Below are 25,647 nucleotides of genomic sequence, written 5' to 3' on the forward strand. Positions count from 1 at the left end.
TACTGCCTAAGGTCTCCAGGTTGCAGTAGCTGAATGCTGGATCAGTGGACTCTGTTCCAGTACAACCTCGGGATTTGGCAAGGGAGCTTCACCACGTTCAATCAGCAGCTGCAGCTGCAACATGTTCAGCCATCTGAACTGACCCTGGCGCTAGCTCCATCCGGGGTCAGCATTGAGCTCTCTCTGCTGTTTTGGTCTGAACAGCAGCACCAGCCCGTTGCACCGCCCATGGCCGAGCCGGTGAAGCGGATCAGCCAGAGCTTCAGCAACCTTTCCTCCGAACTCTGCTTCTTTTCGACTGGGAGCTTTTGTCGTGGGTCCCTGTTCATTGCATCGTTTCCTCAGGCTTGGTCGCGCCCTTACGCCGAATTCGGATTCCTAAACGGCCCACGGCGTCACCGCTTGGTTCTGCTCTGGGACGGCGCGGGCCATCTGGATCGGATCATCCTCATCCGTGAGTTCCGTGCCGGGAGTTCAGCGGTGGAGTGTCCTCCCTTGCAGGCCAATCAACTATTGGGGGACTGGCGTTGCGACATCAACTCACCAGGAGATGGCCTTCGTCTTGAAGCGGACGATCTTGAGCAGTGGATCTTTTTGCCCGATGGCGGAGCTTTCCTGGCGCCGCTTCAGATTGATCCCAACCAGACATTCCGCATCGAAGCGCTTTGGGTGTCGAGTCCGACCCGCCTTGAGCGAATCACGCGCCGTTATGGAGACAACGGTGCGCTGACGTCGGTGGATCACCAGCTGCTCATCCGCTGACGTTGTTCCGGTCAGGGGGTTTTGCTCAAAGCTCCATCGTCCTCCCGGCCCCTGTTGCTGAAAGCAATGTCGAGCGTCCGCAGATAGGTGTGCAGTCCTGCATCCTGAATCGGCAGCACGTAGGCGTCTACGCCGGACTCATTGTGGTGTGAGTGCCAGTAGCCCGGGGGTGTCACGAAGGCTGCACCGGTCACCCAGTCTTCTCGGTAACCATTGCGGATCATTCCGTTTGCGTCCAGTTCGGTGCCAATCATCGTGTAGCACCCCGGTTGGCAGGCCACCGCAAAATCAAGAGCGATCGACTGGTGTCGATGCGGGCGTTGGATCTGACCTGCGGGGAGAATTCCCAACATGGCCCACAGGGTGTGGGTAACGGTGCGTGTCTGAGGGAATGCGTCGTTGCCTAAAAGCACACTCACGCGATTGGCGTTGGCTCCTCGAGGATTGCTGGCGATGGCAGCCAGCTCAGCGCGAGCATCTTGATGGCTGTAGAAGCAGGGTTCAAACACCGGCTTCACTGTGCTGACGCCCAAATAACGAAGCAGGGGGGCATCGTGCACCCAGTAGAGGCCGGCGCGAGTCTCGCTGCTGTGGATCGCATCCCCGCCAGCGGGCAGAACGAAGGTGTCTCCTTCGCTCCAGTGAAAAACTTGACCACAGGATTCGGTTTGCCCATGGCCTCGGGCAACAAAGAACAGCTGACTGGTCGCATCCGCATTGGTGCGCAGTGCTCCTCGATCCAGGCGAATGAAATTGCCGCAGAGCGATGGACCGGTGGCCGGGCCCTCGCAGTGCAACTCAGCACTCAAATCAAGAGATTGCAGGGCCGTCCCAGGCTCATCGAAGAAACTCGCCGAAAAGCTTCGGTAGGGAATCGTGCTGATCAGGCCCTTCTGCAAGGGATTGGCGGCTGAGCCGTAGTCAAAGAACTGCGCCTGAGAACTCGTTGCCGTGGTCGCCCGCGGGGTGATGGTCATCGTTCCTTCCAGGAGCAGAACCAATGGTTCGAGGCCGCACCCTACGTGGTGGGCCATGCTGCAGCCGTTCAGGGTGCACTGTTAGGTCTGGGCTGGTGTTCGACGCGCTTCAACATCAGGTAGACGGCAGGGACTGCAAACAGTGAAAGGAAAGAGGCCACGAGCAGTCCGCTGAAGACCACGGTCCCAATGCTGATCCTGCTGGCGGCTCCCGTTCCTTGCGCCAACAGAAGAGGCAGGAAGCCCGCCAAGGATGTGATGGCTGTCAGCAGGATTGGACGCATCCTGTTCACGGCCGCGTCGAGCACCGCTTGGCGCAGTTCCAGGCCCGCTGCAATCCGTTGGTTGGCGAATTCCACGATCAAAATTCCGTTCTTGGCCGCCAGGCTCACCAGCACCAGGAGTCCCATCTGGCCGTAAACATCGAGCGGTAGACCCCGCAGTTTCAAGCCGATCAGTGCTCCCAGCAGAGCCATCGGCACCGTCAGCAGAATGATGAATGGATCGATAAAACTCTCGTAGAGCGCGGCTAGAAGCAGATACACCACAGTCACACCGAGGGCGAACAGCACCCAGGTCACCTGTCCAGCCCGTTGTTCTTCCAATGCCAGGCCGGTGAAGGCCAACCCGATGTTGTTGCCTCCAATCCGATCTCCTGCCTGGATTAGAGCGTCGATGGCTTCACCGCTGCTGACCGTTGGAGCGGGGATGGCGGTGATGCGGATCGCCCGGTTGAGTCCGAAATGGCGAATGTTGTTGACGCCCTCCTCTCGGCTCAATCTCGCCACTGTTGCCACAGACACAAGCTCACCGCTGCGGTTGCGCACCATCAGGCTGGTGAGATCTTCGGGTCGACGTCGCTCACGTCCATCCAGCTGCAGAACAATCGAGCGGATCCGACCGCCGTCGAAGGTGTCGTCGATGTAGCGGCCACCGAAGGCTGTGCCGATTTCCCGCAGTGTTGCGCCGAAGTCGAGGTCGAGAGCGGCCAGTTGGTCGCGGTCCAGGGTCAGGCGCCAACGGGGGAAACTGGCATCAAAGCGGGTGCTGACGCGTTCAAATCGGTTCGTCTCCTCCGCTGTTTGGATGAACGCTTCGGCGACACTGCCAAATTGGTCCAGGCTCAATTGGCCGCCGCTGCGGTCCAGCAGCTCAAGCGAGAGCCCTGATTCACTGCTGAAGCCCCTGACTGCAGGAGGGGTGGTCAGTACGACCCTGGCATCTCCGACCCGTTGCTGAATGTCGCGGCGGAGGCGGCGTTGGATGGCGCTGCTGCTCTGCTCAACGCCGGGACGATCCTTGAGTGCCTTTAACCGGAGGTAGAAGGACCCTCGGTCTTCTCCACTTTGTCCGAAGGAACTACCCGCATAAAAGTTGCCGGTGCGCACCAGGGGTTCTTCGCTGACGATGCGACGGATGTCGTCCATCACGGCAACGCTGCGCTCGAGACTGGCTCCGTCGGGGAGGGTGAAGTAGCCGCGGATCTGACCCTGGTCGTCATCCGGAATGAAGGCTGTCGGCATCACGGCCAATCCAGAGGCCGTGATGACAAGGCCGCTCAGCAGCACAAGGGAAATGAGCCGCTTGCGGTGTAGCCATGCGTCGAGCTGCTTTGCGTAGTGACCTTGGAGTGTGTGCATTCCCCGCCGCAGCCACCGGCTCAGCTTTCCGATGACCCCAGGAAGCCGGCCGCCGCCAGCAGGACCCAACACACGGGCGCAGGCCATCGGAGTGAAGCTGAGCGCATTCAATGTGGAGAACAGAATTGCTCCGCTGATGGCCAGGGCGATCGGTTGATAGAGGCGTCCAATCGATCCAGGAATCAGCAGGACAGGCAGGAATACGGCTGCCAACACCAGTGACGTGGCGACAACTGCATTTGCCAGCTCGGCCATTGCATCTTCTGCAGCCTGGTCGGGGGGGGCGCCACGTTCGATGCGTCCGGCGATGTCTTCGCTCACAACGATGGCGTCATCCACAACGATTCCTGTGGCCAGCACCAGCCCGAACAGGATCAGGCTGTTGAGGTTGGAACCGCTCAGTTTCACCAGGCTGAGGCTTCCCACCAGCGCCACCGGCACGGCGAGGCCTGGGATCAGGGCGAGGCGCCATCGGCCTAAAAACAGCACCAGCACGACCAGCACCAGCAGCACGGCATCGCGCAAAGTGATCAAGGTGCGATCGAGGTTGGCCTCAACCGTGTCGGCCACATCAACGATCAGCGATAGCTCGATGCCCGGCGGGAAGCTCGGTCCCAACTGCTGCAACTTGCGCTTGATCGCCCTGCTCACCTCCAGGGCATTGGCCCCGTCACGCTGGTAGATCCCCACGGCGACGGAGCGCTCCCCGTCCAAATTCATGGCCTCTCGTCCGTAGTTGCGCTGTCCGAGGGCAACCCGTCCCACATCCTTCAGTCGCAGCAGCCCGCCGTTGTCCAGCCGGCGCAACACGAGATTCTCGAAATCCGACCTGCTGCGGAGGCGCCCCTCCGCTTCCACCGGAAGGCTCAGCAGCTGGCCCGATGGAACAGGGGCCGCGCCAATGCTGCCAACGGCAGCCAAAACATTCTGTTCAGCCAGGGCTCGGCTGACATCGCCAAGGGTCAGGTTGGTTTGTTCGAGGCGTTGCGGATCCAGCCACAGGCGAAAGGAGAGTTCACTGCTGCCGAAGATCTGCACATCGCCGATGCCTGGTGTGGTGAGCAGTGCGTCGCGCAGGGTCTGGTCCAGCCAACCTGTGAGAAAAGTCGGGACGTATTGATCGGGTGGGTGGCTGAACCCCAAGATCATCAACAGATCTTCCGAGGAGCGACGCACTTGGAGTCCCTGGCGCGTCACCGCTTGAGGCAACCGGCGGCTGGCGAGGTTGACCTCGTTCTGCACCTTGATGGCATTCAGCTCGGGATCTCCCGCGTTGAATCGCAACGAGATGCTGGCGCCGCCTTGCCTGCTGGTTGAGCTGATGCTTTCGACCCCTTCAAGGCCATTCAGCTGTTGTTCCAACACCCGTGTCACGCTCTGCTCCACCACCTCCGGCGAAGCCGCAGGGAAGCTGGCGTTAACGCTGACGCGGGTGGGCGCGAGTGGCGGAAGATCCTCCAGCCCCAGGCCAAACAGCGCTGTGCAGCCCGCCAGAACGATCAGCAGGCTGCAGACGACCGTAAGGACCGGCCGTCGGAGAAACGGCTGGGAGATCGACCGCACCTGGACGTCTCAAAAGTGTGTGGATCTTGGCAGGAAAAATCCCCCGATTGCCTGCTGGGCAAGCAACCGGGGGATGAATGGTTTGGGTGAAGAGCTCGGGTGAATGAATTCAGCCGACGCTCCAGACACCAGCAGCGATCTTGAACAGATCCTGAAGGTGAACGGTGTTGCAGAGGAACCAGGCAAAAACGGCGCCGCCGCAGCCACCAAGCCAGAACCCACTAGTGAAGTCGGACCAACCTGTGCGGGTGAAGAGGTCGGCGGGAGGATTCTCAACCGTGACGTCTGCCGGGGGGATGTTGGGTTGCTTGCCGGGCTGGTTGTACAACAGGAACAGCAGGCTGAGGATGTGAACAGCACCAATGGCGGCCAGCAGACCGGCGGTTTGCTGATACTCGGTGGCACGCAAAGGGCCACAGATGGTGAAGGGGCCGAAGAGCAGATAACCGAACGCTGCGCCCGTTTCCAGGCCACGGAAGTTCGGGGAAATCCCAGGGCGGTAGAGGGGCAGGTTGTTGATCAGTCCCTTGATGAAATAACCGCTGTTGACGGGGGTCGCAAGATTGCCGACGCAGGGATCAGCAGCAGGAGTGACAGTCATGAGTTACGAGTGCTGAGGGGTTGAAACGATCCGCAGTTCGCGGTCACTCGGCAGCGGTGATCACTCGACCAACAAGGACGATGAACACTGCGGGAAAAACGATTCCGGTGATGGGCACAAAAATCGCAGGCAGCCAGGCAGCAGCGAAATCTCCAGTCATGTCGAGGCCAAAAGCTTCTCAGCTACTGTAAGGAGGTCCGATCTGACGGCCTGCTTTAGGTCGCGCCGGCGACATAAAAGTTCAATCCGCATGCAGAACGTTCTCCTCCCTGGTGCCGTCGTCCTGCTCACGGTGGTGCTCTGGTTGCGCAGGAAACCGCTGAAGCCGATGCTCTCCAGCACCGATGCCAGTGGTGTTGCGCAGCTCAACCGTGCCCAGCTGGAACTGGTGATTGAGCCTGCCTCTTTGGGGTCTTCCCCTAATGATTCCCTGGAGGCCTGGACGGCACCAACCAGCGAGCTGGAGCGTCTTGCTTTGCAGCGTCGCCTGAAAAATGACATGGAGGCTGGCCCCGAGGAACGCTTGCAGGCCGTTCGTTTGGCTGCCCGATGGGGCCATCGTTCGGCGCTGCCCTTGCTGCGCCAAGCCCTGCGGGACAGTGATTCACGCGTGGTGGAAGAGGCCGCAGCCGCGATCGCTCCTTTTCGCTCTGCACCAGCTGCTGTCCCATCCCGTCAGCTCGCTCGGCCACCTCGCAATGTTTCGCGGATGCGATAAATCGGCCTGCCCTGGCTTTCGTGATAGGTGCGGATCAGCAGTTCGCCCAGGAGCCCGAAACAGAAGAGCTGAATTCCAGCGAGCCCAAGAACGACGGCCAGCGTGAGCAGAGGGCGGTTGGCGATGTCTCCACCCATCACTTTGATCGCCAGTAAGTAGGTGCTGGCAATCAAGCTGGCGGCAATCGCGATCAACCCCCCGAAGCCGAACACGTACATCGGTCGGGTCAGAAATCGCTTCATGAACCAGACCGTGAGCAGATCCATCAACACGCGGAAGGTCCGGTCGATCCCGTATTTGCTGCTGCCGAACTGACGGGCGCGGTGGTTCACCTTCACTTCGGTGATCCGTGCGCCCTCGATGAAGGCCAGGGCGGGAAGAAAGCGATGCAGCTCTCCATAGAGCCGCATGTCTGCCAGCACCTCCCGTCGATAGGCCTTCAGTGAGCAGCCGTAGTCATGGAGCCTCACGCCGGTCACCCGTCCGATCAAACGGTTGGCCAGTCGGGAGGGCAGTTTGCGTTGAAGCGCGGCGTCCTGTCGCTGATGGCGCCAGCCACTCACGAGGTCATATCCCTCTCGCAATTTGGCCAACAGCATGGGGATGTCGGCTGGATCGTTCTGAAGATCTCCATCCAGGCTGACGATGACCTCTCCGCGAGCCACGTCAAACCCTGCTGCCATGGCTGCGGTTTGGCCGTAGTTCTTGCGCAGCAGCACGGCCACCACTTCAGGCACGTCGCTGCTGACTTCTGCCAGCACCCCTGCGGTGCGGTCGCTCGATCCATCGTCGACAAGGACCAGTTCAAATGTCTCACCGGCTGGACGCAGTGCCGAGATGAGCTGGTTAACCAGATGCGGGAGGCTTTCCTCTTCGTTGTACAGCGGCACCACCACCGAGAGATCCAGGGGTGCACTCATGCCGGTCGCGCTGCGAGTCGCTCAACTTAAGCAGGGTCCATGCCGATCCGGCTGACTGCATCAGGAGAGATGGGATCCGTCATGGCAACGAACCACACGGCCTGCTCTGCGAAATTCAGCCCGGTAATGCTTTGCGACTGGATGTTGGTCGCGGGTGTGAAGGCTGTCGATGCCGATTCCATTGCGCCCATGGGCTTGGCCTGAGCTGTGGCGATAGCGGCCATCGCCGAGATGCAGGCCGACGTGGGTGCAGCGCTGGCGTGTGCCGAAAAACAGCAGATCCCCTGGTCGCAGCAGGTCGTGTTGGTCAGGGCATGCAGCAATTGGTTGGCAGAACCGCTCCTGCTGATAGGCGTCTCGAGGAATCCAAATGCCCTGGCTGGCGAAGGCCATTTGCATCAGACCAGAACAATCCATGTCTGGCTCGGTGGTTCCGCCCCATAGATAAACATTGGGATGTTGCTCGGCGGTTTCGCTCCAGGCGAGCACGCCAGGAAGCTTCCGTTCAATCTCCGACGCGCTCAGCTGCGATGGTCGCCAGGGTGAGCATTGCTCAGCTCGCCCCAGGACAGCCTGGAGGTCCAACCAGCAGCGGTAACCATCCTCCAGCAGCTGCACGGCGATCCTGTTGCGCTGCTTCTCCAGGATGCGAAAGCGGCGCCCACGGCAGGCCTGCGTTGTCAGACTTTCGCTATCAGGTCTCGCGTAACCATTGACGTTTCCGCACAGCTGCCAGCAGGAGCCTGTCTGAATCAGGTCTGGGGCCAGCAGGGTGCCTAACGTCGCCATGGCCCAATCGAATCGCTATGGCGTTCTACCGTCCCGATCCCGCAATGGCGGCTCGGCTTGAGACGGCACTCGATGCGCTCGATGCAGACGGCCGTCCGGGGCTGCGCAACAGTCTGGCGATCACTTGGGTGCGGTACGACGATGCTGTACCGGAGGCTGGGCAGGGCAGCGGCGCCTCCTGGAATCAGGACCGGATCCTCTATCCGGCCAGCGTGGTCAAGCTGTTTTATGCCGTCGCCGTCGAGCAGTGGCTGCAGCGTGATCTGATCCAGGACGGTGACGAACTTCGACGCGCCGTGCGCGACATGATTGCCGACTCCAGCAACGATGCCACTGGGCTCGTGGTTGATCTGCTGACGGGCACCACAAGTGGCCCAGTCCTTCACGGCGAGCGCTGGGAGCTTTGGACCCAGCAGCGTCGTTTGATTAATGCCTGGTTGCAGAGCTTGGCCTGGCCGGAACTTGAGGCGGTGAATTGCTGTCAGAAGACCTGGGGAGATGGTCCCTACGGCCGCGACAAAATGTTTTATGCGGCAGACAACAGCAACCGCAATGGGTTGTCCACCGCCGCTACAGCCCGCATGTTGGAGGCGGTCATGACAGGTTCGGTGGTGTCGCCGCCGGCATGTCGTCGGCTGCAAGCTCTGTTGCATCGCTCACTGGATCAGCAGCAGCGCCGTGCCGATCCTGAGAACCAGGTGGATGGCTTCCTTGGCGATGGTCTGCCCGAGGGAACGCAACTGTGGAGCAAGGCTGGCTGGATGAGCCAGGCCCGACACGATGCAGCTTGGTTTCAGGGATCCGATCAACCACCCATGCTTTTGGTGGTTTATTCAAATGGGCCCGATCGAGCCCGCGATGAAACCCTGCTGCCTGAATTAGCGAAGGCGCTCAGCAGTTACACCAACGATGAAGATGAGGTGCTGTGATTGGATGATTTGGCATTTCAGAAGTTGTTCTGTCGACAACTTCATGTGCTTGGGGCTAAGAAGGCCTTTGTGAGTTGTTGAAAATAGTTGAACCAAATCATGCAAAAAAACGGCATTTATGATGAGATTCTCTTGGCGTAGTCGCAATGCTTCTTGGAATGTCTCGATGGTGTAAGCCACCGTTTCAAGAAGCTCTTTGATGGGTTAAAGATTGTTTTATTGTGGCTAATCCGTATGGTGATGGCAGGTTGTGGAGGCGCCTTGAGGCTTGCGTGAAGGGGATTAAAACAATCGCGATGGAATCGGCTTTGTATGAAGTGTCTCCATTTTGATAAAGATAGTTCGCTTGTCTATGGGCGGATGCGATTGGAGTTATTATATTTAGTATCCAAATAAATTGTAGTCTCTTTCGTAAAAAGCTTGAAATTCTTGAAATAGTGAAGATGATTTAATTGCTTTCTGTTCGGCTTTGATCGATTGGTCTGGGCCTTGATCGGTGCGCGTGGCATTCGAGTCTTTTGATCTCAGTGGGGCTGAAAAGTTCCACTTCGTCTGCAGGTTCTGCCAGTCTGAACTGAAATTTTCAAGTTTGATGATTGAATAAGAGTAGATGTCTGGATGCGACCCGAAATCGGCGAATAGATGCTGAGGCCAGAAATGAGCGGATTGAAAATGATTTGCGAAGCAGTTCGGCGTGTCTGTTACGTGTTGAAGAAATCGTTCTAGATATTCTGTCAATGACGAATTGCCAACATCTAAAAATCTCTTGTCATTGCGCTGGAGTTTTCGTTTGTATTCCGATGTGAACCTGCTCCATGGATCTCTCACGCTGCTGATAAAATGCAAGGATCGAATTTTTTTGATTCCCAGCCTTGCGATGACTTGGGATATGCATAAGTGGTCGAGTTCCAAAATTTTGGGTTCATGTGAGACTTTGTTGGCACTTTTCGGCTTATATATTCCATAGAGATTCTCCATGTCGCATTGATTGTACGATAAATTTTCTAATTTTGTGAGATCAGAATGGTAGAGCGCGCTATTGATCGATGTGCCACCGCATCTTGGGTTATGAACATGAAAAAAATTGAGTTTAGAAATTAAGGGCATCTGATCTCTGAATTCTTAAAGCACTCAATGCTCTTAAGTCTACATCAGGAGGTTTGGCGGAGTATCTAAGGCTCGCAGCAATATTCATTCTTGTATTTGTGTGTTCACTTGCTAGGCAATTATGAATGATTTTATGGCAGCTATGTTTGAGCTTAAGAGCTCTTGCCTGTATTCTTGGACTCTCCTTTTGATATTGAAGTTTTCCAGTAATGTTGTGTTTAGGAACTTAAGTATGGCTTCATTGATTGTTTCCCCTGAATAGGAAAGACCTCGTTTTTCTAGGCCATAGATTGCTGCTAATGATGAGCTGGTGATGACAGGTTTTCCAAAAGTAATGGCACTGGGCAGTGCGGATGTGATTTTTTTCTCGGCATAGCCTGGGCCTGGTAAGACCAAGACAGCATCTGATTCGACAATGGCTCGATAATACATGCCGTATTTGACTCGATTGGAATCAGAGCTGATTTTTGCAAATTCAAAATTGCTTTCGAGATTTTTTTCCTGAACCAAGTCGATCAGAGCTGTTCTGTCTTTCCCCCCGCCGGCAATTGTAAATAAAATGCTTTTCCGGGCAGCGCTAGGTAGTCGATCTAAATAGTCAGTTAAAGCTTCATAATTTCTGGACTGAAAGTTTACTCCTCCAAGAATGGCGAATTTGTAAGGGCGGCTCTGAGATGATGGCCCAAGATTTTCTTGGCTTAGAGGTAGTTGTTTTGGCTTGAAAATTGAATGGACAATCTTACTTTCTAGCTGTAATTCTTTTTGCAAGGAGTCGCCCACATGTTCGGCGAGAACGATGGGGGAGGATTGGTGATCCGCTTTCCAGAACCTGGAGACAAGCTTGTTTTTTAATTTATCAATATTGTGAATAATTCCTGTTACTTTGATCCCGTTGCTCTGTATTTTTTTGGCTAAGTTGATGCTCCATTCGTTTTGAAGTGTCAAGAAGATTGCATGCTCAATTCCGTCCGATTTCAGCTCTTTTAGGAATCTCTCCTGAGCGGCACCTTTAAGGAGTCTACGGTAAATAATATCGTAATTTTTATTTTTGACACTCTGGCCTTTCGGATTCTGTTTGCCGTTGTAGGCATGGAAGACATCGCCTTTGGAGGAAAGGGATCCTGGATGTAGCCAGACCTTGGCGTCATAGCCAAGGCTTAGGATGGCGTCCACGAATGGAGGAGCAAGTTCTTCGTGGACTGCTCCCATTTGTATCAGGGCGATTCGTTTTTTTGTTGCCATAAAAAATAAGATTAATCCGCTCGTTTTTGTAATTCTAACACCTTGAAGTTGTGATCAAATCAAGATGATCTCGCTGGATTGCTTCTCTGGTAAGGGTTTGATGCTGTGGTGGATTGCGTGTCGGGAGGAAATAGTGAGGTCTTGTAAGGGGTGTGTGGCTAAGAAAAGGAGTGATATTCACGTTTTGTTGATCATTCAATGGATTGAAGCTTTCGCTTGTGGGTATGGTTGCGATGCTTCGAAGGATTCATCTATCACAAGGCGTCTGGGATTTTAGATCTTTCGAATCCATGATAATTCTCTCGATGTCGTTATTGTTTTCCCGCTGCCTGCGACACCTGTTGATGTTGATTGGTTGATTTCAAAACACATTCCAAAATGCTTGGCATTTTTGATCCCAGCTTCCTTTCCTGCGCCCGCCATGTGCTGTTTGGGCTATCAGCTGATCAAGCATTGATGTGAACCTGGCTGATCACCAAGGTTCAGGGGTGAAAACCCTGACAGGACATGTTTTGAACGGAGAGGGAGGGATTCGAACCCTCGACAGAAGTTGCCTCCTGTAACTCCTTAGCAGGGAGCCGCTTTCAACCACTCAGCCACCTCTCCAGCGGCGCTCCTAGAGTACCAAGTGGTGGGCAGATGGTCAGATTTCCACCCGAGGCAAGCGTCGTTTGAAACCACAGAGGATCTCCCAGGGGATTGAACCGCAGCAGTTGCTCCAGTCCTGAGGGCTTATTTCGAGATCCCCGTCACGTCCCAGCAGAGTGACGATGTTTCCTTCTTCAAGTTCGGGGGCGTTGGTGGCATCCAGCACGAGCTGATCCATGGTGATCGCTCCCACTTGTGGGAGCGGTCGATTTCGATGGAGGGCATGGATCTGTCCGCTGAGGGACCGCAAAACACCATCGGCATAGCCCAGTCCCACCACTGCTAGGCGGGATGGTCGTTTTGTGATGAAGCGATGGCCATAGCTGACGCCTGTCCCGGCAGGGACAGTGCGGATGAGGCTGACACGGGCGCGTACGGCCAGGGCGGGTTGCAGTGGAATGACGTTGCTCAGATGGCTTGCGGGAGCATGGCCGTACAAGGCAAGGCCAACGCGCACGAGGTCGTGGTGCAGCTCACGATTGAGCAAGGTTCCCGCGGAATTGGCCAGATGGCGGGTGATGCTGTCGCCCGCTTGTGGCACGGCCGACAGCATGCTGACGAAGCGATCCTGCTGGAGGCTTGTCAGGGCATCGTCCGGTTCGTCTGCACAGGCCAGATGGCTGTAGATGCCCGCCAGATTGAGGTGTTTCAGCCTCTGCATGCCCGTCGCGGTCTGATGGCTGTCGCTGAGGGAGCAGCCCAGCCGTGCCATGCCGGTGTCGATCTTCAGCTGCACGTCGAAACGTCGACCACTGTCGGCTGCGACCGCATTACAGAGCTGAGCATCTTTCAGACTGCTCAGGGTGGGCATTAACCGCCAGTGCAGGCAGGTGCGTAGGTCGTCCGGTTCGTTCAGGTTGCTCAACAGCAGTACCGGCGCCTCCAGACCGGCCCGTCGGAGTTCAAGACCTTCCTGCAGCGTCGCCACACCAAGGCTGGACGCTCCCCCTTGAAGCGCTGCACGCGCAACGGTTTCAGCGCCATGGCCATAGCCATCGGCCTTCACCACCGCCATCAGTAGGGTGCGAGGGCCGAGGTGCTGGCAAAGAGCCCTGGCGTTGGCCCGAATCGCTGCTGGTGAGACTTCCACCCAGGCACGCTGACGTGGATTCAGCTCCGGAATCACAGGCAGTGCTCGGCGCTACCGAGACGGCTTCACATCGCCGATAGCATGAAGCTTATTGAGTGAGCTGGCATGGGCCAGGTTCTCGTTCTCAATGCGTCCTACGAGCCGCTCAATATCACCACCTGGAGACGGGCGGTGGTGATGATGCTGAAGGGCAAGGCCGAGAGCCTGGAACACGACCCCTGTCGGCAACTGCGTCAGGGCACCAACCTGCCGACGGTGATTCGCCTGCGGCAGTACGTCCGCGTTCCCTTCCGTCAGCTGCCCCTGACGCGTCGCAACCTCTTCCAGCGGGACAACCACACCTGCCAGTACTGCGGCAGTCGTGAAAATCAGTTGTCAATCGACCATGTGATGCCCCGCAGTCGGGGAGGTGGTGACACTTGGGAGAACGTGACCACGGCCTGCCTCAGCTGCAATGTGCGCAAGGGCAATCGAACTCCGAGGGAAGCCTCCATGCCTCTGCGTCATGTCCCGCGTCGGCCAGCCAGCAGCCTCAGTTTTGAGGCCCGGCGCCAGATCCATTCCGGCCATCATCAGGAATGGGCGAAATACGTCATCGGTGCTTGAGGCTCAATCGTCGGTCTGGTTGGTCAGCGCTTCGAGCTTCTGGCGTTGCTCTTCGGCGATGCAGGCACCGATTAGGTCGTCCAATTGGCCCTCCAGCACAGGTTCAAGGGTGAAGTTGCGCCCCAGCCGGTGATCGGTGGTTCGGTTGTCTTTGTAGTTGTAGGTGCGAATTTTTTCGGAGCGGTCTCCACTGCCGACCTGGGCGCGTCGGTTGCTGCTTTCCCGTTCCGCGGCAGCAGCTTGTTCCCGCTCCAACAATTTGGCGCGCAAGATCTCTAAGGCCCGTTCCCGGTTTTGCAGCTGTGAGCGTTCCTGGGTGCAGAACACGCGGATGCCCGTCGGTTTGTGGAGGAGGTCTACGGCGGTTTCCACCTTGTTGACGTTTTGGCCCCCAGCACCCCCCGAGCGGGCGGTGCTGATCTCGAGATCCTTCGGATCGAGCTGAACTTCCACTGCATCGGCTTCAGGCATCACCGCCACAGTGGCGGTGGAGGTGTGGACTCTCCCTTGGGATTCCGTGGCCGGGACGCGTTGCACCCGATGGACCCCCGCTTCAAATTTCAGTTGGCTGTAGACGCTGTCGCCGCGCACCGAAAGAATTAGCTCGCGAAACCCTCCCAGGTCGGCCTCTGTGCAGCTGATCGGTTGCACCGCCCAGCCCACTTTCTGGCTGTAACGCTCGTACATCCTTGCCAGATCACCGGCCCACAGACAGGCCTCGTCACCTCCTGCACCGGCGCGAATCTCAAGCATCACACTGCGCTCATCGCGGGGATCCCGCGGTAGTAGAGCCAGGGTGAGGCGCTCGGTCAGCGTTGCGTGCTGTTCCTGGAGACTGAGCAACTCATCCTGCGCGAGCTCCTCCATTGCGGTATCACCGCGGCTGTCCTTGAGCAGCTGACGTGCGGAATCACGCTCGGTTTCGAGCTTTTTCAATTCCTCGAAATCGAGCACAAGTGGCTCAAGCCTGGATCGCTCCCGCGCGATCGATTCAAGCCGCTTTGGATCTGCGGCCACATCAGGATCAGCCAGCTGCCGCTCGAGGTTGCGGAAGCTGGCTGTGGCTGTTTCCAGCCGAGTAAACAACGTCGAGGCGTCCATGCCCCGGTCTCACCCTTAGGCCTTGGACTCGGCCTTGGCTTGGTCGGCACCTTTTTTCTTGGTGCCCATGCCGTACTTCTTCATGAAGCGGTCCACGCGCCCCTCGGTGTCGAGGATCTTCTGGGTGCCGGTGAAGAAGGGGTGGTTGCCGCTCCAGACGTCGACGTGAATCTCCGGCTGGGTGGCACCAGTGGTCATCACCACTTCGCCGTTGCAGATCACCTTGGCGTCGGGATACCAGGTGGGATGAATGTCGGGCTTTGGCATGAGTAAAAAATCAGCGCTTGGAGAACTGAGGAGCCTTACGGGCTTTCTTGAGACCGTACTTGCGACGTTCCTTGGCACGGGGGTCGCGGCTCAGGTGGCCTTCTGTCTTGAGCGGCTTGCGGTTGTCGGCGGACAGCTCACAAAGGGCACGGGCAGCACCCTGCTTGATGGCGCCTGACTGACCGGTCAGTCCACCGCCGTGAACATTCACCAGAATGTCGTATTCGCTAGTGAGGCCAAGGGTCTCCAGGGGAGCTTTGACCGCTGCGATGTACGAGGGGTTGTAGTTCAGATAGTTGTCACCGGGACGACCATTGATCGTGATCGTTCCATTGCCGGGAACAAGGCGTACACGGGCGACTGAGGTCTTACGACGACCGGTGCCCCAGTAAACGACGGAGTTGCTGCTCATTTGGCGGATGCGGAGGGGTTGAGCTGAAGAGCCTGGGGCTTCTGAGCGGCATGGGGATGCTCGGTGCCCTTGTAGACCTTGAGCTTGCGGAACATCTGGCGGCCCAGGGCGTTGTGGGGAAGCATGCCTTTGATGGCCTTCTCCACGATCCGCTCCGGAATGCGTTCCTGGAGAGCCTCGAAGGTTTCCACCTTCATGCCTCCGGGACGACCGGAGTGACGGCGGTACAGCTTCTGCTGGGGCTTACGGCCGCTGACCTTGATTTTCTCGGCGTTCACAACGACGACAAAATCACCGGTGTCCAGATGGGGGGTGAAGCTGGGGTTGTTCTTGCCGCGAAGCACGGCGGCCACTTCAGTGGCCAGACGGCCAAGGGTTTGATTCTCAGCGTCCACCACGTACCACTGGCGGTCGATCGAATCAATCGGGGGAAGAGAGGTCTTGTTCATCGCGCCGGCATGCCGGTTCGGGTATGTCCCGCCTGATGCAGCGGAACTGGGCAAAGGGGGTCGGTCCAGAGCTGGACCTGACGGGGCTCAAGGATCGAGCTTACTCTTCGGCCCTCCAGCTCCTTCGAGTTGGGCAGCATTCCAAGTAGAGGCCCGTTTATCCCGGCGTTGAGGGTGGATCCGGAGGCGGATCACTCTCAGCCAGAAAAAACCACGGCTGACAATCGTACCAGCCGGCTTTGGTGAAGATGGGCTCCGCATAGCCAGCCCGAAGCAGGCAGAGGCCTGTTGCTGGCGCCGACTCCTTCACCTCATGGCGTCGTCGTTCCCGCCAACGATCCTCAAAGGCGGCAACACTGAGACGGTGTTCGCCGACCGCCACCAGCTGGGCCATCAACAGGCGAACCATGCCGTACAGAAAACCACTGGCCTGAATTTCCACCCGCAGCAGATCGCCCTGGCGTTCCACGAGCACCTCCTGCACGGTGGTTCGCGCATGGGCGCGACGGCTGCCTGCCTTCATGAAGGCGCTGAAATCGTGCAGGCCAAGCATGGTGTTCAAAGCGTCCCGCATGCGGGACGCGTCCAGCCTGTGTTGGTAGCGGTGCCAGCTCCAGGGGCTCAGAAACAAATTCGGACGGCGGCCGTTATGAATCGTGTACCGGTAACGCCGGTAGGTGGCCGAGTAACAGGCATGCCAATCCAGGGGACGGGCGACGGATTCACGCACACGAATCGTGCTCGGGAGGCGTCCGTTCAAGGCAGGGGCCCATTTGCGAGCGGGAATCGGTCCACTGCAGTCGAAGTGCACCACCTGACCAGCCGCATGCACTCCGGCATCGGTGCGCCCGGCGGCAAAGGTTTGCACCGGCCGATGCGGATCGAGCTGGGCGATGGCGTCCTCCAGCACGGCCTGAACACTGCGACCGTTGCGTTGACGCTGCCAACCACAAAACGAAGAACCCTCGTACTGAAGGCTGAGCGCAATCCGCTGGAGGAATGCTTTCTCAGGACCTGCAGACGAGGGTTCGGTGTTCAAACGTCAGGTTTGACGTGAGGTGTGATCAGACCAGTTCAATGATGGCCATCTCGGCGTTGTCGCCACGACGGGGAACGGTGCGGGTGATGCGGGTGTAGCCGCCTTTGCGATCGCTGTAGCGGTTGGGGGCCTTGTCGAACAAGGCATGCACCAGTTGCTTGTCGTAGATGTAGCCCATCGCCCGGCGACGGGAGGCGAGGCTGCCGTCCTTGGCCAGGGTGATCATGCGCTCGGCTTCGTCGCGAAGCGCTTTGGCCCGTGCCTTGGTGGTGGTGACCCGACCTTCGCGAATCAGCTGGGTGGTCAGGGCGCGCAGCATTGCCTTGCGCTGGTCAGCTGGACGTCCCAGCTGAGGAACTCGGCATTGATGACGCATGGTTCTGTCGGTGACGAAGACGAAAAAGGACGTTCAGGCCGTTCTGCGGTTAGGCAGAGGTGCGGCTCTGGGGGATGGAAATGCCGATGCGCTCGAGGGCTTCGATCACTTCATCAGCGGATTTGGAACCGAAGTTCTTGATCTCGAGTAGATCCTCATAGCTGAAGCCCATCAGGTCAGACACGGAGTTCACCTGGGCACGCTTCAGGCAGTTGTAGGCCCGAACCGAAAGGTTCAATTCCTCGAGAGGAATCTGTGCTTCCGCCGAGGGCTCCGGCTCAGCAGGGACTTCCTCAACAAGAGTGACCGTGGCCAGCGGCTGGAACAGCTCGATCAGTTGATTGGCCGATTGAGCCAGGGCGTCGTCAGGGGTAATGGAGCCGTCGGTGATGATCTCCATCCGCAGGCGCTCCCGTGCCGAGCCCCCTTCGGCAACGGCGGTTTCATCGATGGTGAAGTTGACCCGGGTAACGGGCATGAACACCGCATCGATCTGGAGCAGATCAATCGCACTGGTTTCTTCGTTGTAACGATCCACCGGGCGATAGCCGACGCCGCGTTCCACATGAACTTCCAGCTCAAGGCTGTGTCCATCGGCCACAGTCGCGATCGGACGATCGGTGTCGACCACCTGGACCTGGGAGGAAAACTGAAGGTCGCCGGCCTTGACTTCGGCAGGACCAGCCACAACGAGGCGGCCGATCTCGAGCTCGCCAGAGCGGCTGTTGACAGTGAGCTCTTTGCAGTTCAACAGGATGTCGAGCACGTCCTCACGAACACCAGGCACCGTGGCGTATTCGTGATTGACTCCTGCAATACGAATCGCAGTCACGGCACTGCCTTCGAGCCCCCCCATCAGCACGCGACGCAGCGCGTTGCCCAAGGTCGTGGCCTGGCCACGTTCAAGCGGACCAATCAGGAACACACCCGATTGGGCGCGATCCTCGGATACCTGATGCTCAATGCGATCAATCTGGTACTGCAGCACTGTCTGAATCGGGGTAAGTGGAGAAACCGGACGGAAATCAGGTCGGTTCAGACGCGGCGGCGCTTGGGCCGCCGGCAACCGTTATGAGGCAGGGGGGTGACGTCACGGATGAGCGTGATTTCGAGACCAGCAACCTGGAGAGCGCGGATGGCGGTCTCGCGTCCTGATCCAGGACCTCTCACCAGAACTTCGATTTGGCGCATCCCTTGATCAAGGGCACGACGGGCCGCTGCTTCGGCAGCCGTTTGAGCAGCGAAAGGGGTTCCTTTGCGGGCACCTTTGAAGCCACTCGCACCTGCGGACGACCAGGAAATCACTTCACCGGCAGTGTCGGTGATCGAAACGATGGTGTTGTTAAAGGTGCTCTGGATATGAGCAACACCGTTGGGGACGTTGCGCTTGGCCTTCTTGGGCCCGGATTTTTTGACGGTTTTTGCCATGGCCGAATGCAGTCAGGGTTAAGGACGTTGAGGGCTTACTTCTTCTTGCCGGCCACAGTTTTCCGCGCGCCGCGGCGGGTCCGAGCGTTGGTGCGGGTGCGCTGTCCACGAACGGGAAGGCTCATGCGATGGCGACGGCCACGAAGACAACCAATGTCCTGCAGGCGCTTCAAGGCCATTCCTTCCTGCCGGCGCAGGTCACCTTCAATGGTGTATTCCTCCATGGCATTCCGGAGCTTCTGAAGATCTCCGTCCTCGAGATCTTTGACCCGGATGTCAGGGCTCACACCGGCTTTGGCCAGAATGGCCTGCGAGCGGGTGAGACCAACTCCGTAGATATAGGTGAGGGACACTTCAACCCGCTTGTCGCGGGGAATGTCAACGCCGGCGATCCGTGCCACGGTTGTTCAATTGAAAAGGACAGATGCCTCCGAGGTCCTGGAGGCGAGGATGTGAAGAACAGCTGGGGATCAGCCCTGGCGCTGTTTGTGCTTGGGGTTGGCGCAAATGACCATGACCTTGCCGTGGCGACGGATCACCCGGCACTTGTCACACATTTTCTTGACTGAGCTGCGCACCTTCATGAGGCGTGGCTCTCCAAATTTCCAAACGGCAACGTTACCATGCCGGTCAATCGAGCACTGACTCGATCCGCTTGGTGATCTCTTCCACGGAGCCTTGGGCAGGAAAGGAAACCAGCAGTTCCTTGTCGCTGTAGAAGCGAATCAGAGGGGCTGTCTTCTCCCGGTACACCTCCAGTCGATTGCGGATCACAGCTTCGTTGTCATCGGCGCGACCACGCGACAACAGCCGTTCAATCAAAACAGCGTCATCCAGTTCCAGCAGAACCACGGCCTGGATGGGTTGCTGGAGTTCGGTCAGAAGTGGTTCAAGGGCTTCAGCCTGGGGCACTGTGCGGGGAAATCCATCGAGAAGCCAGCCGTCTGATGTCAATGCCTTCATCTGGCTTTCCACGATGGCCAAAACGAGGGCGTCACTGACCAGCTCACCACGGTTCATCACCGCTTCAGCTTCTTTTCCGAGTTCGCTGCCGGCTGCGACTTCAGAGCGCAGTAGATCTCCTGTGGACAGGTGCTTCATGCTGTTGGCAGCGCAGAGCCGAGCGGCCTGGGTGCCTTTGCCAGCGCCTGGAGGACCAAGGAAAAGCAAACGATTTTTCATGGTTGCGTAGTCGTGGGGTGGAGTGAACGGAAGGTGCGCTACTCAGCAGCGGTCACTGGCGAACGAGTCCCTCGTAGCGCTGCGAAATCACATAGGTCTGCACCTGTTTGGCCGTGTCGATGGCCACACCAACAAGGATCAACAGCGAGGTGGCTCCAAGACCTTGGAAGGTCTGCACATTGGTGGCGCGTTCGACGCCAGCTGGAATGATCGCGACGGCGCCGAGAAACAGACCACCCAGCAGGGTGAGACGGTTTTGGACGCCCGAGAGATACGTTGCGGTGGCGCTGCCGGGCCGGACGCCGGGGATGGCAACACCACCCCTTTTCAGGTTGGTGGCAATGTCCGCGGGATTCACCGTGAGTGATGCATAGAAGTAGGAGAAACCCAGGATCAATCCAAAAAATGTGAGCGCATAGGGCCAGGGATTCGATGCTCCCGGATTCAGGGCGCTGGCAGCGCGGATCAACCACTCGCTCTTGGTCAGGTTGGCGATGGTGACGGGGAGGAAAATCAGGGCCGAGGCAAAAATGATTGGCATCACGCCGCCAGCATTCAGCTTGAGCGGCAGGTAGCTCTGACGGGTGGGGAGAACACCAGCGCCACCCACCTGGCGCTTGGCACTCACGATGGGGATCCGGCGCGCCCCTTCCTGCACGAAGATGATTCCAACGATCGTGGCCAGGAACACAAGCACCAAAACAACGATGCCAAGCACGGTGTCGCGGTCACCGGTCTGAGCGGCTTCGATCGTCGCGCCAAGGGTGCGCGGCAGTGTCGCGACGATGTTCAGGAAAATCACCAAGGAGGCCCCTTGGCCGATGCCTCGCTCGGTGATGACTTCACTCAGCCACATCACCACCATTGAGCCGGTGACCAGGGCGAGCGCTGTCTGCGCCACAAAGACCACTTCGCTCAGGCCCTCGACGGCGTACTGGCGCAGGATCATCGCGAAGACCACGCTCTGGACCAGACCCCAGCCCAGCGCCACATAGCGGGTGATCTGGGCGATCTTTCTTCGGCCCGCCTCGCCTTCATTCTTCTGCAGATCCTCCAACTGAGGCAAAGCTGCGGTTAGCAGTTGGAGGATGATCGAAGCATTGATGAATGGCAGGATCCCAAGGGCAAAGATGCCCAAGGTGGAAATGCCACCACCAGTGAAGATGTCCAGGAAGCCGATCAGTTGTCCGCCCTGATCGATGAACTGTTTGAACGCTTCTCGATCGATGCCCGGCATCGGGATGTAGATCCCAAGACGCACCAACAGCAGCAGCCCGAGCGTGGTGAGCACGCGACTACGTAGCCCAGGGTTGGTGATCAGCTGGCTGATCACTTCGGAGGCGTTGGGGTTGCGACCCCGACTGACGAGCATGTCTGGAGGAAAGTGAAGTTGGGCGAAAAGCCAAGAAGCCGCCCGTGGATCGAAATCCAGCGGACGGCTCAGACCCTAGGGCTGACTTGGGGACGAGCCCCCGTTTAGTCGAGGGTTTCGCAGGTGCCGCCTGCAGCTTCGATCTTGGTGCGGGCGGAGGCGGTGAACGCCGTGGCTTGCACGGTCAGCTTTTTGGCTGTCAGTTCGCCATTACCGAGCATCTTCAGCGGATGCTTGGGGCTGGTCACAATGCCGTCCTTGACCAGGGAATCCAGGTTGACGGTGCTGCCCTCCTGCACGTTGTTCAATGCCGAGACATTGAGCACAGTGAAGTGCTTGGGATTCACCAGGGGGAAGTGCTTCAGCTTCGGCACCCGGCGGTACAGAGGCATCTGGCCACCTTCGAAGCCTGGGCGAGTGGGGCGGCCAGAGCGGGACTTTTGACCGCGCATACCGAAGCCGCAGCTGGCACCCTGACCTGCAGCGATGCCGCGACCTTTGCGCAGTTTGCGGCGCCGAGCGCCCTTGTTGGATTTGAGGGAATCGAGTCGGAGAGTCATCGCGAATCAGGAGTAGATCTGCTCGAGGGAGATTCCCCGTTCCTTGGCCGTCTCCTTGTGGGTGCGGAGAAGCGACAGGGCCACCATGGCAGCCCGGGCATTGTTCAGGGGTGTCTTGCTGCCCAGGCGCTTGGCCAAGACATTTTTGATGCCGGCGAGTTCGAGCACCGTGCGGATGGATCCGCCGGCGATCACACCAGTACCAGGGGCAGCAGGGCGAATGAGCACGCTTGCTGCACCATCACGACCATTGGAGAGCGTCGGGATGGAGTTGTGACGGGTCAATGGCACTTTGACGAGGTGCTTTTTGCCGTCGGCAACACCCTTGCGGACGGCGCCGATCACATCACCAGCTTTGCCGACACCAACGCCGACTTGGCCTTTCTCGTTGCCGACGACGACGATGGCGCGGAAGCTCATCTTCTTGCCGCCTTTTACGGTTTTGGAGACGCGGCGGATTTGCACCACACGCTCCTGCCATTCGGAGTCGCGCTCTTGGCCGCGGCGACCGCCGCGACGGTCTCCACGACGACCATCACGGTCGCCACGACCACGGCGTTGCTCCTGTTGCTGCTGCCCTTCGGCTGCTGCTGGAACGTCGGCCGCACCCGGTACGGCGTTGGGATTGGATTGGGGGGAGGAATCTGTCATGGGTTAAGCAGGAATCAGAACTGAAGGCCCGCTTCCCGGGCGGCGTCGGCAAGGGCTTTAATCCGGCCGTGGTACAGATTGCCGCCACGGTCGAACACCACCTGCTGGATGCCTTTGGCAATGGCTCGCTTGGCCACCAGTTCGCCAACGGCGACTGAGGCGTCGCAGCTTCCAGCAGGAGCCTTGAGACCGGTACGCAGCTCTTTGTCAACGGTGGACGCAGAGCAGAGAGTGCTCTGGGCCGCGTCGTCGATGACTTGGGCGTAGATGTGATTGTTCGAACGGAACACGGCCAGCCGTGGACGGTCTGGGGTGCCAGTGATGTGGCGGCGCAGTCGCCGGTGGCGTTTCTGCGTCTGTTGTTTGCGGGAAAGTTTGGACATGGTGGATGAAAGGAAGGAACGTCAGGACAAGGCTTATTTCTTGCCGGACTTGCCCGCCTTGCGCAGGATGTGCTCGCCCTCGTACTTGATGCCCTTGCCCTTGTAGGGCTCGGGGGGACGGACGGCGCGGACCTTTGCGGCTTCGTTGCCCACCAGCTCCTTGTCGATGCCGGAGACGATCACCCTCGTGTTGTTTTCCACCTTGAAGGTGATGCCTTCAGGGGCCTCCAGCTCCACGGGGTGGCTGTAGCCAGCACTTACAACGAGAGTTTTGCCTTTGACCTGGGCACGGGAGCCCACGCCGACGATCTCCAAAGCTTTGCTGTAGCCGTTGCTGACCCCTTCGATCATGTTGGCGACAAGGGTTCGGCTCAGGCCGTGGCGCTCTCGGGAGATGCGCTTGGTGCTCGTGGGGGAGACCACGATGGAGTTGTTGTCCTGACTGACGCTGACGCCTTCAGGAAGGGTGCGTTCTAGTTCGCCTTTGGGGCCTTTCACCTTGACGGTCAGTCCGTCGAGGGAAACTGTGACCTTCTCAGGGACGGGAACGGGGTTTTTGCCGATTCGTGACATGGTTCAGCTCCGGATCAGTAGACGTAACAGAGCACTTCGCCACCGACGCCCTCACGGCGGGCGTCGCGGTCGCTCATCACACCCTTGGAGGTGGAGATGATCGCCACGCCCAGTCCTCCGAGGACTTTGGGCAGGCCGCGAGTGTTTTTGTAGATGCGGAGACCGGGCTTGCTGACCCGCTGCATGGAGCGGATGGTGGGCAGCCTGTGCTTGCCGCTGTACTTGAGGGCGAGCACCAGTTCGGTGCGAACGCCTTCACCCTGCTCGCTGATCTCGGAGATGAAGCCCTCCCGCTGCAGCACTTTGGCGATGCTGCGGGTCATCCGCGAAGCGGGGATCTTGGTGGTTTCGTGACGTTTCTCACTCGCATTGCGAATGCGGGTGAGCATGTCGGAAATGGGGTCGTGGTTGGCCATAAGTGTCGACGGGGAGGGCTCAGTTGCTCTGGAACGGCATTCCCATCTCGCGGAGGAGGGCCCGGCCCTCTTCGTCCGAACGGGCGGTGGTCACGATGGTGATGTCCATGCCCCGGATTGCATCGATCTTGTCGAAGGAGATCTCAGGGAAAATGATCTGTTCGCGCACCCCAAGGGTGTAGTTGCCGCGCCCATCGAAACTCTTGGGGCTGACCCCGCGGAAGTCGCGGATGCGAGGCAGCGCCAGGTTGATCAGGCGCTCGAGGAAGGCGTACATCCGATCACCACGGAGGGTGACGGCACAGCCGATCGGCATGCCCTGCCGAATCTTGAAGCCGGCGATGGCCTTCTTTGCACGGGTCACAAGGACCTTCTGGCCAGTGATCTGCGCCAGCTCATTCACCGAAGCCTCGAGAGACTTGGCGTTGGCGGCGGCTTCGCCGAGACCCCGGTTCACGGTGACTTTCACCACCTTGGGGACTTCATGGATGTTCTTGAGGGAGAGATCCTTTTTCAGCTTGGGCTGAATGGTCTCCCTGTAGCGCTTCTTGAGTGACATAAGGGGTTGGGGTGCTTCTGGACGTGGTCAGAAGTCGGGATCAGTCGAGGACTTCACCGGTTTTCTTCAGCCGGCGTTTTTTGGTGCCGTCTTTCTCGACGACGATTTCAACGCGGCTTGCCACCTTTTTGTTGGTGGAGTACAGCATCACGTTGGAGGCATGCAGGGATGCTTCCTCCGTGACAATGCGGCCGGTCTCGCCCTCCTGGGTGGGCTTTTCGTGGCGGGTGCGCATGTTCACGCCCTCCACGACGACACGGTTCTCGTTGGGCAAGGTGCGCAGAACAGCACCTGTCTTGCCTTTGTCCTTGCCGGCAATCACCTGAACGGTGTCGCCTTTGCGGATGCGCATCTTCATGCGCTCGGTGGCCTTGGCCTTAGTGGTTGCAGTCGCCATGGTCAGATCACCTCCGGAGCGAGGGACACGATTTTGGTGAAGCTGCGCTCGCGCAGCTCACGGGCAACCGGTCCGAAGACGCGGGTGCCTTTCGGGTTCTTGTCGTCGTTGATAATCACGGCGGCGTTGTCGTCAAACCGGATCGAGTTGCCGGTTTCACGGCGCATGGTGGCTTTGGTGCGCACCACGACAGCTTTGACGACGTCGGATTTTTTGACGCCCATGTTGGGGGCGGCATCCTTGACCGCAGCAACAATCACGTCGCCCACGTGGGCATAGCGACGGTTGGTACCGAGGACGCGAATGCACTGGATGCGCTTCGCGCCACTGTTGTCGGCAACGGTGAGATAAGACTCCTGCTGGATCACTGCTTCGCCTCCTGAGCTTCAGCCTTGGTGGCTTCCTCTGCTGCAGCCTTGGGGCTGTGGCTGAGAACCTCCGCGATGGACCACCGCTTCTGGCGGCTCATCGGACGGGTTTCAGTGATGCGAACGCGGTCTCCGACGCGACAGGTGTTGTCTTCGTCGTGAGCCTTGTAACGAGTGGTACGGCTGACCGTCTTTTGATAGATGGGGTGAGGGAAGCGGCTTTCCACCGCGACCACCACCGTTTTCTCCATCTTGTCGCTGACGACGGTGCCGACCCTTTCCTTGACTGCCATGGTTACGGAGGGGGGGATCAGGAGGCGGTGGAGCGCTGGCGCTCCGACTGCACCGTCAGCAGCTGGGCCAGCTTGATGCGGACCTCTTTGAAACGGTGCGTGTTGGCGAGCTGGCGCGTGGCCTGCTGGAAACGGAGTTGGAACAGTTCGCGGCGAAGGCCATCGATCTGCTCGGTGATGTCCGAATCGGACAGGCTGCGCACATCGGCGGCGTTGGGACGGGCCATGG

General features: G+C 58.5%; 36 protein-coding genes and 1 tRNA gene. 4 read left to right on the forward strand and 33 right to left on the reverse strand.

What is annotated here, in order from left to right:
• Positions 1–33: 33 nt before the first annotated feature.
• A complete protein-coding gene (locus SynPROSU1_RS02055) occupies positions 34–762 on the forward strand; it encodes a DUF3598 family protein (RefSeq protein WP_186571326.1) in 729 nt (242 codons plus the stop codon).
• An 11-nt stretch (positions 763–773) separates the two neighbouring features.
• Here the strand turns inward: SynPROSU1_RS02055 and SynPROSU1_RS02060 are convergent, their stop codons facing one another.
• From SynPROSU1_RS02060 to SynPROSU1_RS02075, 4 genes are all read right to left on the reverse strand, one after another.
• Entirely contained in the window at positions 774–1,739 is a 966-nt protein-coding gene (locus SynPROSU1_RS02060) for a cupin (RefSeq protein WP_186572180.1), read from the reverse strand.
• 68 nt (positions 1,740–1,807) lie between these two features.
• On the reverse strand, positions 1,808–4,942 hold the full coding sequence (locus tag SynPROSU1_RS02065) for an efflux RND transporter permease subunit (protein ID WP_186571327.1): 3,135 nt from the start codon (positions 4,940–4,942) through the stop codon (positions 1,808–1,810).
• Positions 4,943–5,051: 109 nt separating this feature from the next.
• The gene (locus tag SynPROSU1_RS02070) at positions 5,052–5,543 is read right to left on the reverse strand and encodes a photosystem I reaction center protein subunit XI (protein WP_186571328.1); all 492 of its coding nucleotides are present in this window, start codon (positions 5,541–5,543) and stop codon (positions 5,052–5,054) included.
• 43 nt (positions 5,544–5,586) lie between these two features.
• On the reverse strand, positions 5,587–5,703 hold the full coding sequence (locus SynPROSU1_RS02075) for a photosystem I reaction center subunit VIII (protein WP_006851672.1): 117 nt from the start codon (positions 5,701–5,703) through the stop codon (positions 5,587–5,589).
• Positions 5,704–5,793: 90 nt separating this feature from the next.
• Here SynPROSU1_RS02075 and SynPROSU1_RS02080 point away from each other — a divergent pair, with 90 nt between their 5' ends.
• Entirely contained in the window at positions 5,794–6,261 is a 468-nt protein-coding gene (locus SynPROSU1_RS02080; protein ID WP_186571329.1) for a HEAT repeat domain-containing protein, read from the forward strand.
• Here SynPROSU1_RS02080 and SynPROSU1_RS02085 read toward each other — a convergent pair.
• Complete coding sequence (locus tag SynPROSU1_RS02085; protein ID WP_186571330.1) at positions 6,219–7,181, reverse strand: glycosyltransferase family 2 protein; 963 nt, start codon at positions 7,179–7,181, stop codon at positions 6,219–6,221. The two genes, SynPROSU1_RS02080 and SynPROSU1_RS02085, sit on opposite strands and share 43 nt — an antisense overlap.
• Before the next feature lie 60 nt (positions 7,182–7,241).
• Positions 7,242–7,970, reverse strand: a complete 729-nt coding sequence (locus SynPROSU1_RS02090; RefSeq protein WP_186571331.1) for a C40 family peptidase — start codon at positions 7,968–7,970, stop codon at positions 7,242–7,244.
• Positions 7,971–7,987: 17 nt separating this feature from the next.
• On the opposite strand from SynPROSU1_RS02090, the gene SynPROSU1_RS02095 reads away from it, so the two are divergent.
• Positions 7,988–8,899 (forward strand): serine hydrolase, encoded by a 912-nt coding sequence (locus SynPROSU1_RS02095; RefSeq protein WP_186571332.1) that lies wholly within the window; start codon positions 7,988–7,990, stop codon positions 8,897–8,899.
• A 381-nt stretch (positions 8,900–9,280) separates the two neighbouring features.
• Here SynPROSU1_RS02095 and SynPROSU1_RS14130 read toward each other — a convergent pair whose 3' ends face one another.
• The 5 genes from SynPROSU1_RS14130 to alr all read right to left on the reverse strand — a co-directional run bounded on the left by SynPROSU1_RS14130 (position 9,281) and on the right by alr (position 13,022).
• On the reverse strand, positions 9,281–10,006 hold the full coding sequence (locus SynPROSU1_RS14130) for a sulfotransferase family 2 domain-containing protein (RefSeq protein WP_370586238.1): 726 nt from the start codon (positions 10,004–10,006) through the stop codon (positions 9,281–9,283).
• 111 nt (positions 10,007–10,117) lie between these two features.
• Positions 10,118–11,248: a hypothetical protein gene (locus SynPROSU1_RS02105; protein WP_186571334.1), complete on the reverse strand. Its 1,131-nt coding sequence runs from the start codon at positions 11,246–11,248 to the stop codon at positions 10,118–10,120.
• 273 nt (positions 11,249–11,521) lie between these two features.
• Positions 11,522–11,671, reverse strand: coding sequence for a hypothetical protein (locus tag SynPROSU1_RS13815; protein WP_222929896.1), 150 nt, complete (start codon positions 11,669–11,671; stop codon positions 11,522–11,524).
• 94 nt (positions 11,672–11,765) lie between these two features.
• A tRNA-Ser gene (locus SynPROSU1_RS02110) sits at positions 11,766–11,854 on the reverse strand.
• Positions 11,855–11,891: 37 nt separating this feature from the next.
• Positions 11,892–13,022 (reverse strand): alanine racemase, encoded by a 1,131-nt coding sequence (alr, locus tag SynPROSU1_RS02115; RefSeq protein ID WP_186571335.1) that lies wholly within the window; start codon positions 13,020–13,022, stop codon positions 11,892–11,894.
• 69 nt (positions 13,023–13,091) lie between these two features.
• Here alr and SynPROSU1_RS02120 point away from each other — a divergent pair, with 69 nt between their 5' ends.
• On the forward strand, positions 13,092–13,592 hold the full coding sequence (locus SynPROSU1_RS02120) for an HNH endonuclease (RefSeq protein WP_186571336.1): 501 nt from the start codon (positions 13,092–13,094) through the stop codon (positions 13,590–13,592).
• Positions 13,593–13,595: 3 nt separating this feature from the next.
• On the opposite strand, the gene prfA is transcribed toward SynPROSU1_RS02120, so the two are convergent.
• The 22 genes from prfA to rpmC form a co-directional block, all read right to left on the reverse strand.
• Positions 13,596–14,693: a peptide chain release factor 1 gene (gene prfA, locus SynPROSU1_RS02125; RefSeq protein WP_186571337.1), complete on the reverse strand. Its 1,098-nt coding sequence runs from the start codon at positions 14,691–14,693 to the stop codon at positions 13,596–13,598.
• A gap of 15 nt (positions 14,694–14,708) precedes the next feature.
• Positions 14,709–14,960 carry a 50S ribosomal protein L31 gene (rpmE, locus tag SynPROSU1_RS02130; protein ID WP_186571338.1) on the reverse strand — a complete coding sequence of 84 codons (252 nt, stop codon included), beginning with the start codon at positions 14,958–14,960 and terminating at the stop codon, positions 14,709–14,711.
• A 10-nt stretch (positions 14,961–14,970) separates the two neighbouring features.
• Complete coding sequence (gene rpsI / locus SynPROSU1_RS02135) at positions 14,971–15,372, reverse strand: 30S ribosomal protein S9 (protein ID WP_115022771.1); 402 nt, start codon at positions 15,370–15,372, stop codon at positions 14,971–14,973.
• Positions 15,369–15,821 (reverse strand): 50S ribosomal protein L13, encoded by a 453-nt coding sequence (gene rplM, locus SynPROSU1_RS02140; RefSeq protein ID WP_166017528.1) that lies wholly within the window; start codon positions 15,819–15,821, stop codon positions 15,369–15,371. The genes rpsI and rplM overlap by 4 nt, the downstream gene beginning before the upstream one ends.
• A 157-nt stretch (positions 15,822–15,978) precedes the next feature.
• Positions 15,979–16,860, reverse strand: a complete 882-nt coding sequence (gene truA, locus SynPROSU1_RS02145) for a tRNA pseudouridine(38-40) synthase TruA (protein WP_186571339.1) — start codon at positions 16,858–16,860, stop codon at positions 15,979–15,981.
• 25 nt (positions 16,861–16,885) lie between these two features.
• Positions 16,886–17,236, reverse strand: a complete 351-nt coding sequence (gene rplQ / locus SynPROSU1_RS02150; protein ID WP_006851925.1) for a 50S ribosomal protein L17 — start codon at positions 17,234–17,236, stop codon at positions 16,886–16,888.
• 49 nt (positions 17,237–17,285) lie between these two features.
• Positions 17,286–18,224, reverse strand: coding sequence for a DNA-directed RNA polymerase subunit alpha (locus SynPROSU1_RS02155; RefSeq protein ID WP_186572181.1), 939 nt, complete (start codon positions 18,222–18,224; stop codon positions 17,286–17,288).
• A 47-nt stretch (positions 18,225–18,271) separates the two neighbouring features.
• Positions 18,272–18,664, reverse strand: coding sequence for a 30S ribosomal protein S11 (gene rpsK / locus SynPROSU1_RS02160; RefSeq protein WP_006850182.1), 393 nt, complete (start codon positions 18,662–18,664; stop codon positions 18,272–18,274).
• A gap of 35 nt (positions 18,665–18,699) precedes the next feature.
• On the reverse strand, positions 18,700–19,065 hold the full coding sequence (gene rpsM, locus SynPROSU1_RS02165) for a 30S ribosomal protein S13 (protein WP_115022779.1): 366 nt from the start codon (positions 19,063–19,065) through the stop codon (positions 18,700–18,702).
• 69 nt (positions 19,066–19,134) lie between these two features.
• Entirely contained in the window at positions 19,135–19,248 is a 114-nt protein-coding gene (gene rpmJ / locus SynPROSU1_RS02170) for a 50S ribosomal protein L36 (protein WP_006850859.1), read from the reverse strand.
• Between the two features lie 46 nt (positions 19,249–19,294).
• Positions 19,295–19,846: an adenylate kinase gene (locus SynPROSU1_RS02175; RefSeq protein WP_186571340.1), complete on the reverse strand. Its 552-nt coding sequence runs from the start codon at positions 19,844–19,846 to the stop codon at positions 19,295–19,297.
• A gap of 52 nt (positions 19,847–19,898) precedes the next feature.
• Entirely contained in the window at positions 19,899–21,218 is a 1,320-nt protein-coding gene (gene secY / locus SynPROSU1_RS02180; protein ID WP_186571341.1) for a preprotein translocase subunit SecY, read from the reverse strand.
• Between the two features lie 104 nt (positions 21,219–21,322).
• The gene (rplO, locus tag SynPROSU1_RS02185; protein WP_186571342.1) at positions 21,323–21,778 is read right to left on the reverse strand and encodes a 50S ribosomal protein L15; all 456 of its coding nucleotides are present in this window, start codon (positions 21,776–21,778) and stop codon (positions 21,323–21,325) included.
• A 6-nt stretch (positions 21,779–21,784) separates the two neighbouring features.
• Positions 21,785–22,429, reverse strand: coding sequence for a 30S ribosomal protein S5 (gene rpsE, locus SynPROSU1_RS02190; protein ID WP_011363379.1), 645 nt, complete (start codon positions 22,427–22,429; stop codon positions 21,785–21,787).
• Positions 22,430–22,443: 14 nt separating this feature from the next.
• Complete coding sequence (gene rplR, locus SynPROSU1_RS02195; protein WP_115022787.1) at positions 22,444–22,812, reverse strand: 50S ribosomal protein L18; 369 nt, start codon at positions 22,810–22,812, stop codon at positions 22,444–22,446.
• 33 nt (positions 22,813–22,845) lie between these two features.
• A complete protein-coding gene (rplF, locus tag SynPROSU1_RS02200; RefSeq protein ID WP_166017533.1) occupies positions 22,846–23,385 on the reverse strand; it encodes a 50S ribosomal protein L6 in 540 nt (179 codons plus the stop codon).
• Between the two features lie 14 nt (positions 23,386–23,399).
• On the reverse strand, positions 23,400–23,801 hold the full coding sequence (rpsH, locus tag SynPROSU1_RS02205) for a 30S ribosomal protein S8 (protein WP_186571343.1): 402 nt from the start codon (positions 23,799–23,801) through the stop codon (positions 23,400–23,402).
• 19 nt (positions 23,802–23,820) lie between these two features.
• Entirely contained in the window at positions 23,821–24,360 is a 540-nt protein-coding gene (rplE, locus tag SynPROSU1_RS02210; RefSeq protein ID WP_186571344.1) for a 50S ribosomal protein L5, read from the reverse strand.
• 40 nt (positions 24,361–24,400) lie between these two features.
• Positions 24,401–24,757, reverse strand: coding sequence for a 50S ribosomal protein L24 (gene rplX / locus SynPROSU1_RS02215; RefSeq protein ID WP_186571345.1), 357 nt, complete (start codon positions 24,755–24,757; stop codon positions 24,401–24,403).
• Positions 24,758–24,759: 2 nt separating this feature from the next.
• On the reverse strand, positions 24,760–25,125 hold the full coding sequence (gene rplN, locus SynPROSU1_RS02220) for a 50S ribosomal protein L14 (protein WP_006851211.1): 366 nt from the start codon (positions 25,123–25,125) through the stop codon (positions 24,760–24,762).
• Entirely contained in the window at positions 25,122–25,418 is a 297-nt protein-coding gene (gene rpsQ, locus SynPROSU1_RS02225) for a 30S ribosomal protein S17 (RefSeq protein ID WP_186571346.1), read from the reverse strand. The genes rplN and rpsQ overlap by 4 nt, the downstream gene beginning before the upstream one ends.
• A gap of 17 nt (positions 25,419–25,435) precedes the next feature.
• Positions 25,436–25,645, reverse strand: a complete 210-nt coding sequence (gene rpmC / locus SynPROSU1_RS02230) for a 50S ribosomal protein L29 (RefSeq protein ID WP_038551201.1) — start codon at positions 25,643–25,645, stop codon at positions 25,436–25,438.
• Positions 25,646–25,647 lie beyond the last annotated feature (2 nt).

The sequence above is a fragment of the Synechococcus sp. PROS-U-1 genome, from assembly GCF_014279755.1.
Lineage (GTDB): Bacteria > Cyanobacteriota > Cyanobacteriia > PCC-6307 > Cyanobiaceae > Parasynechococcus.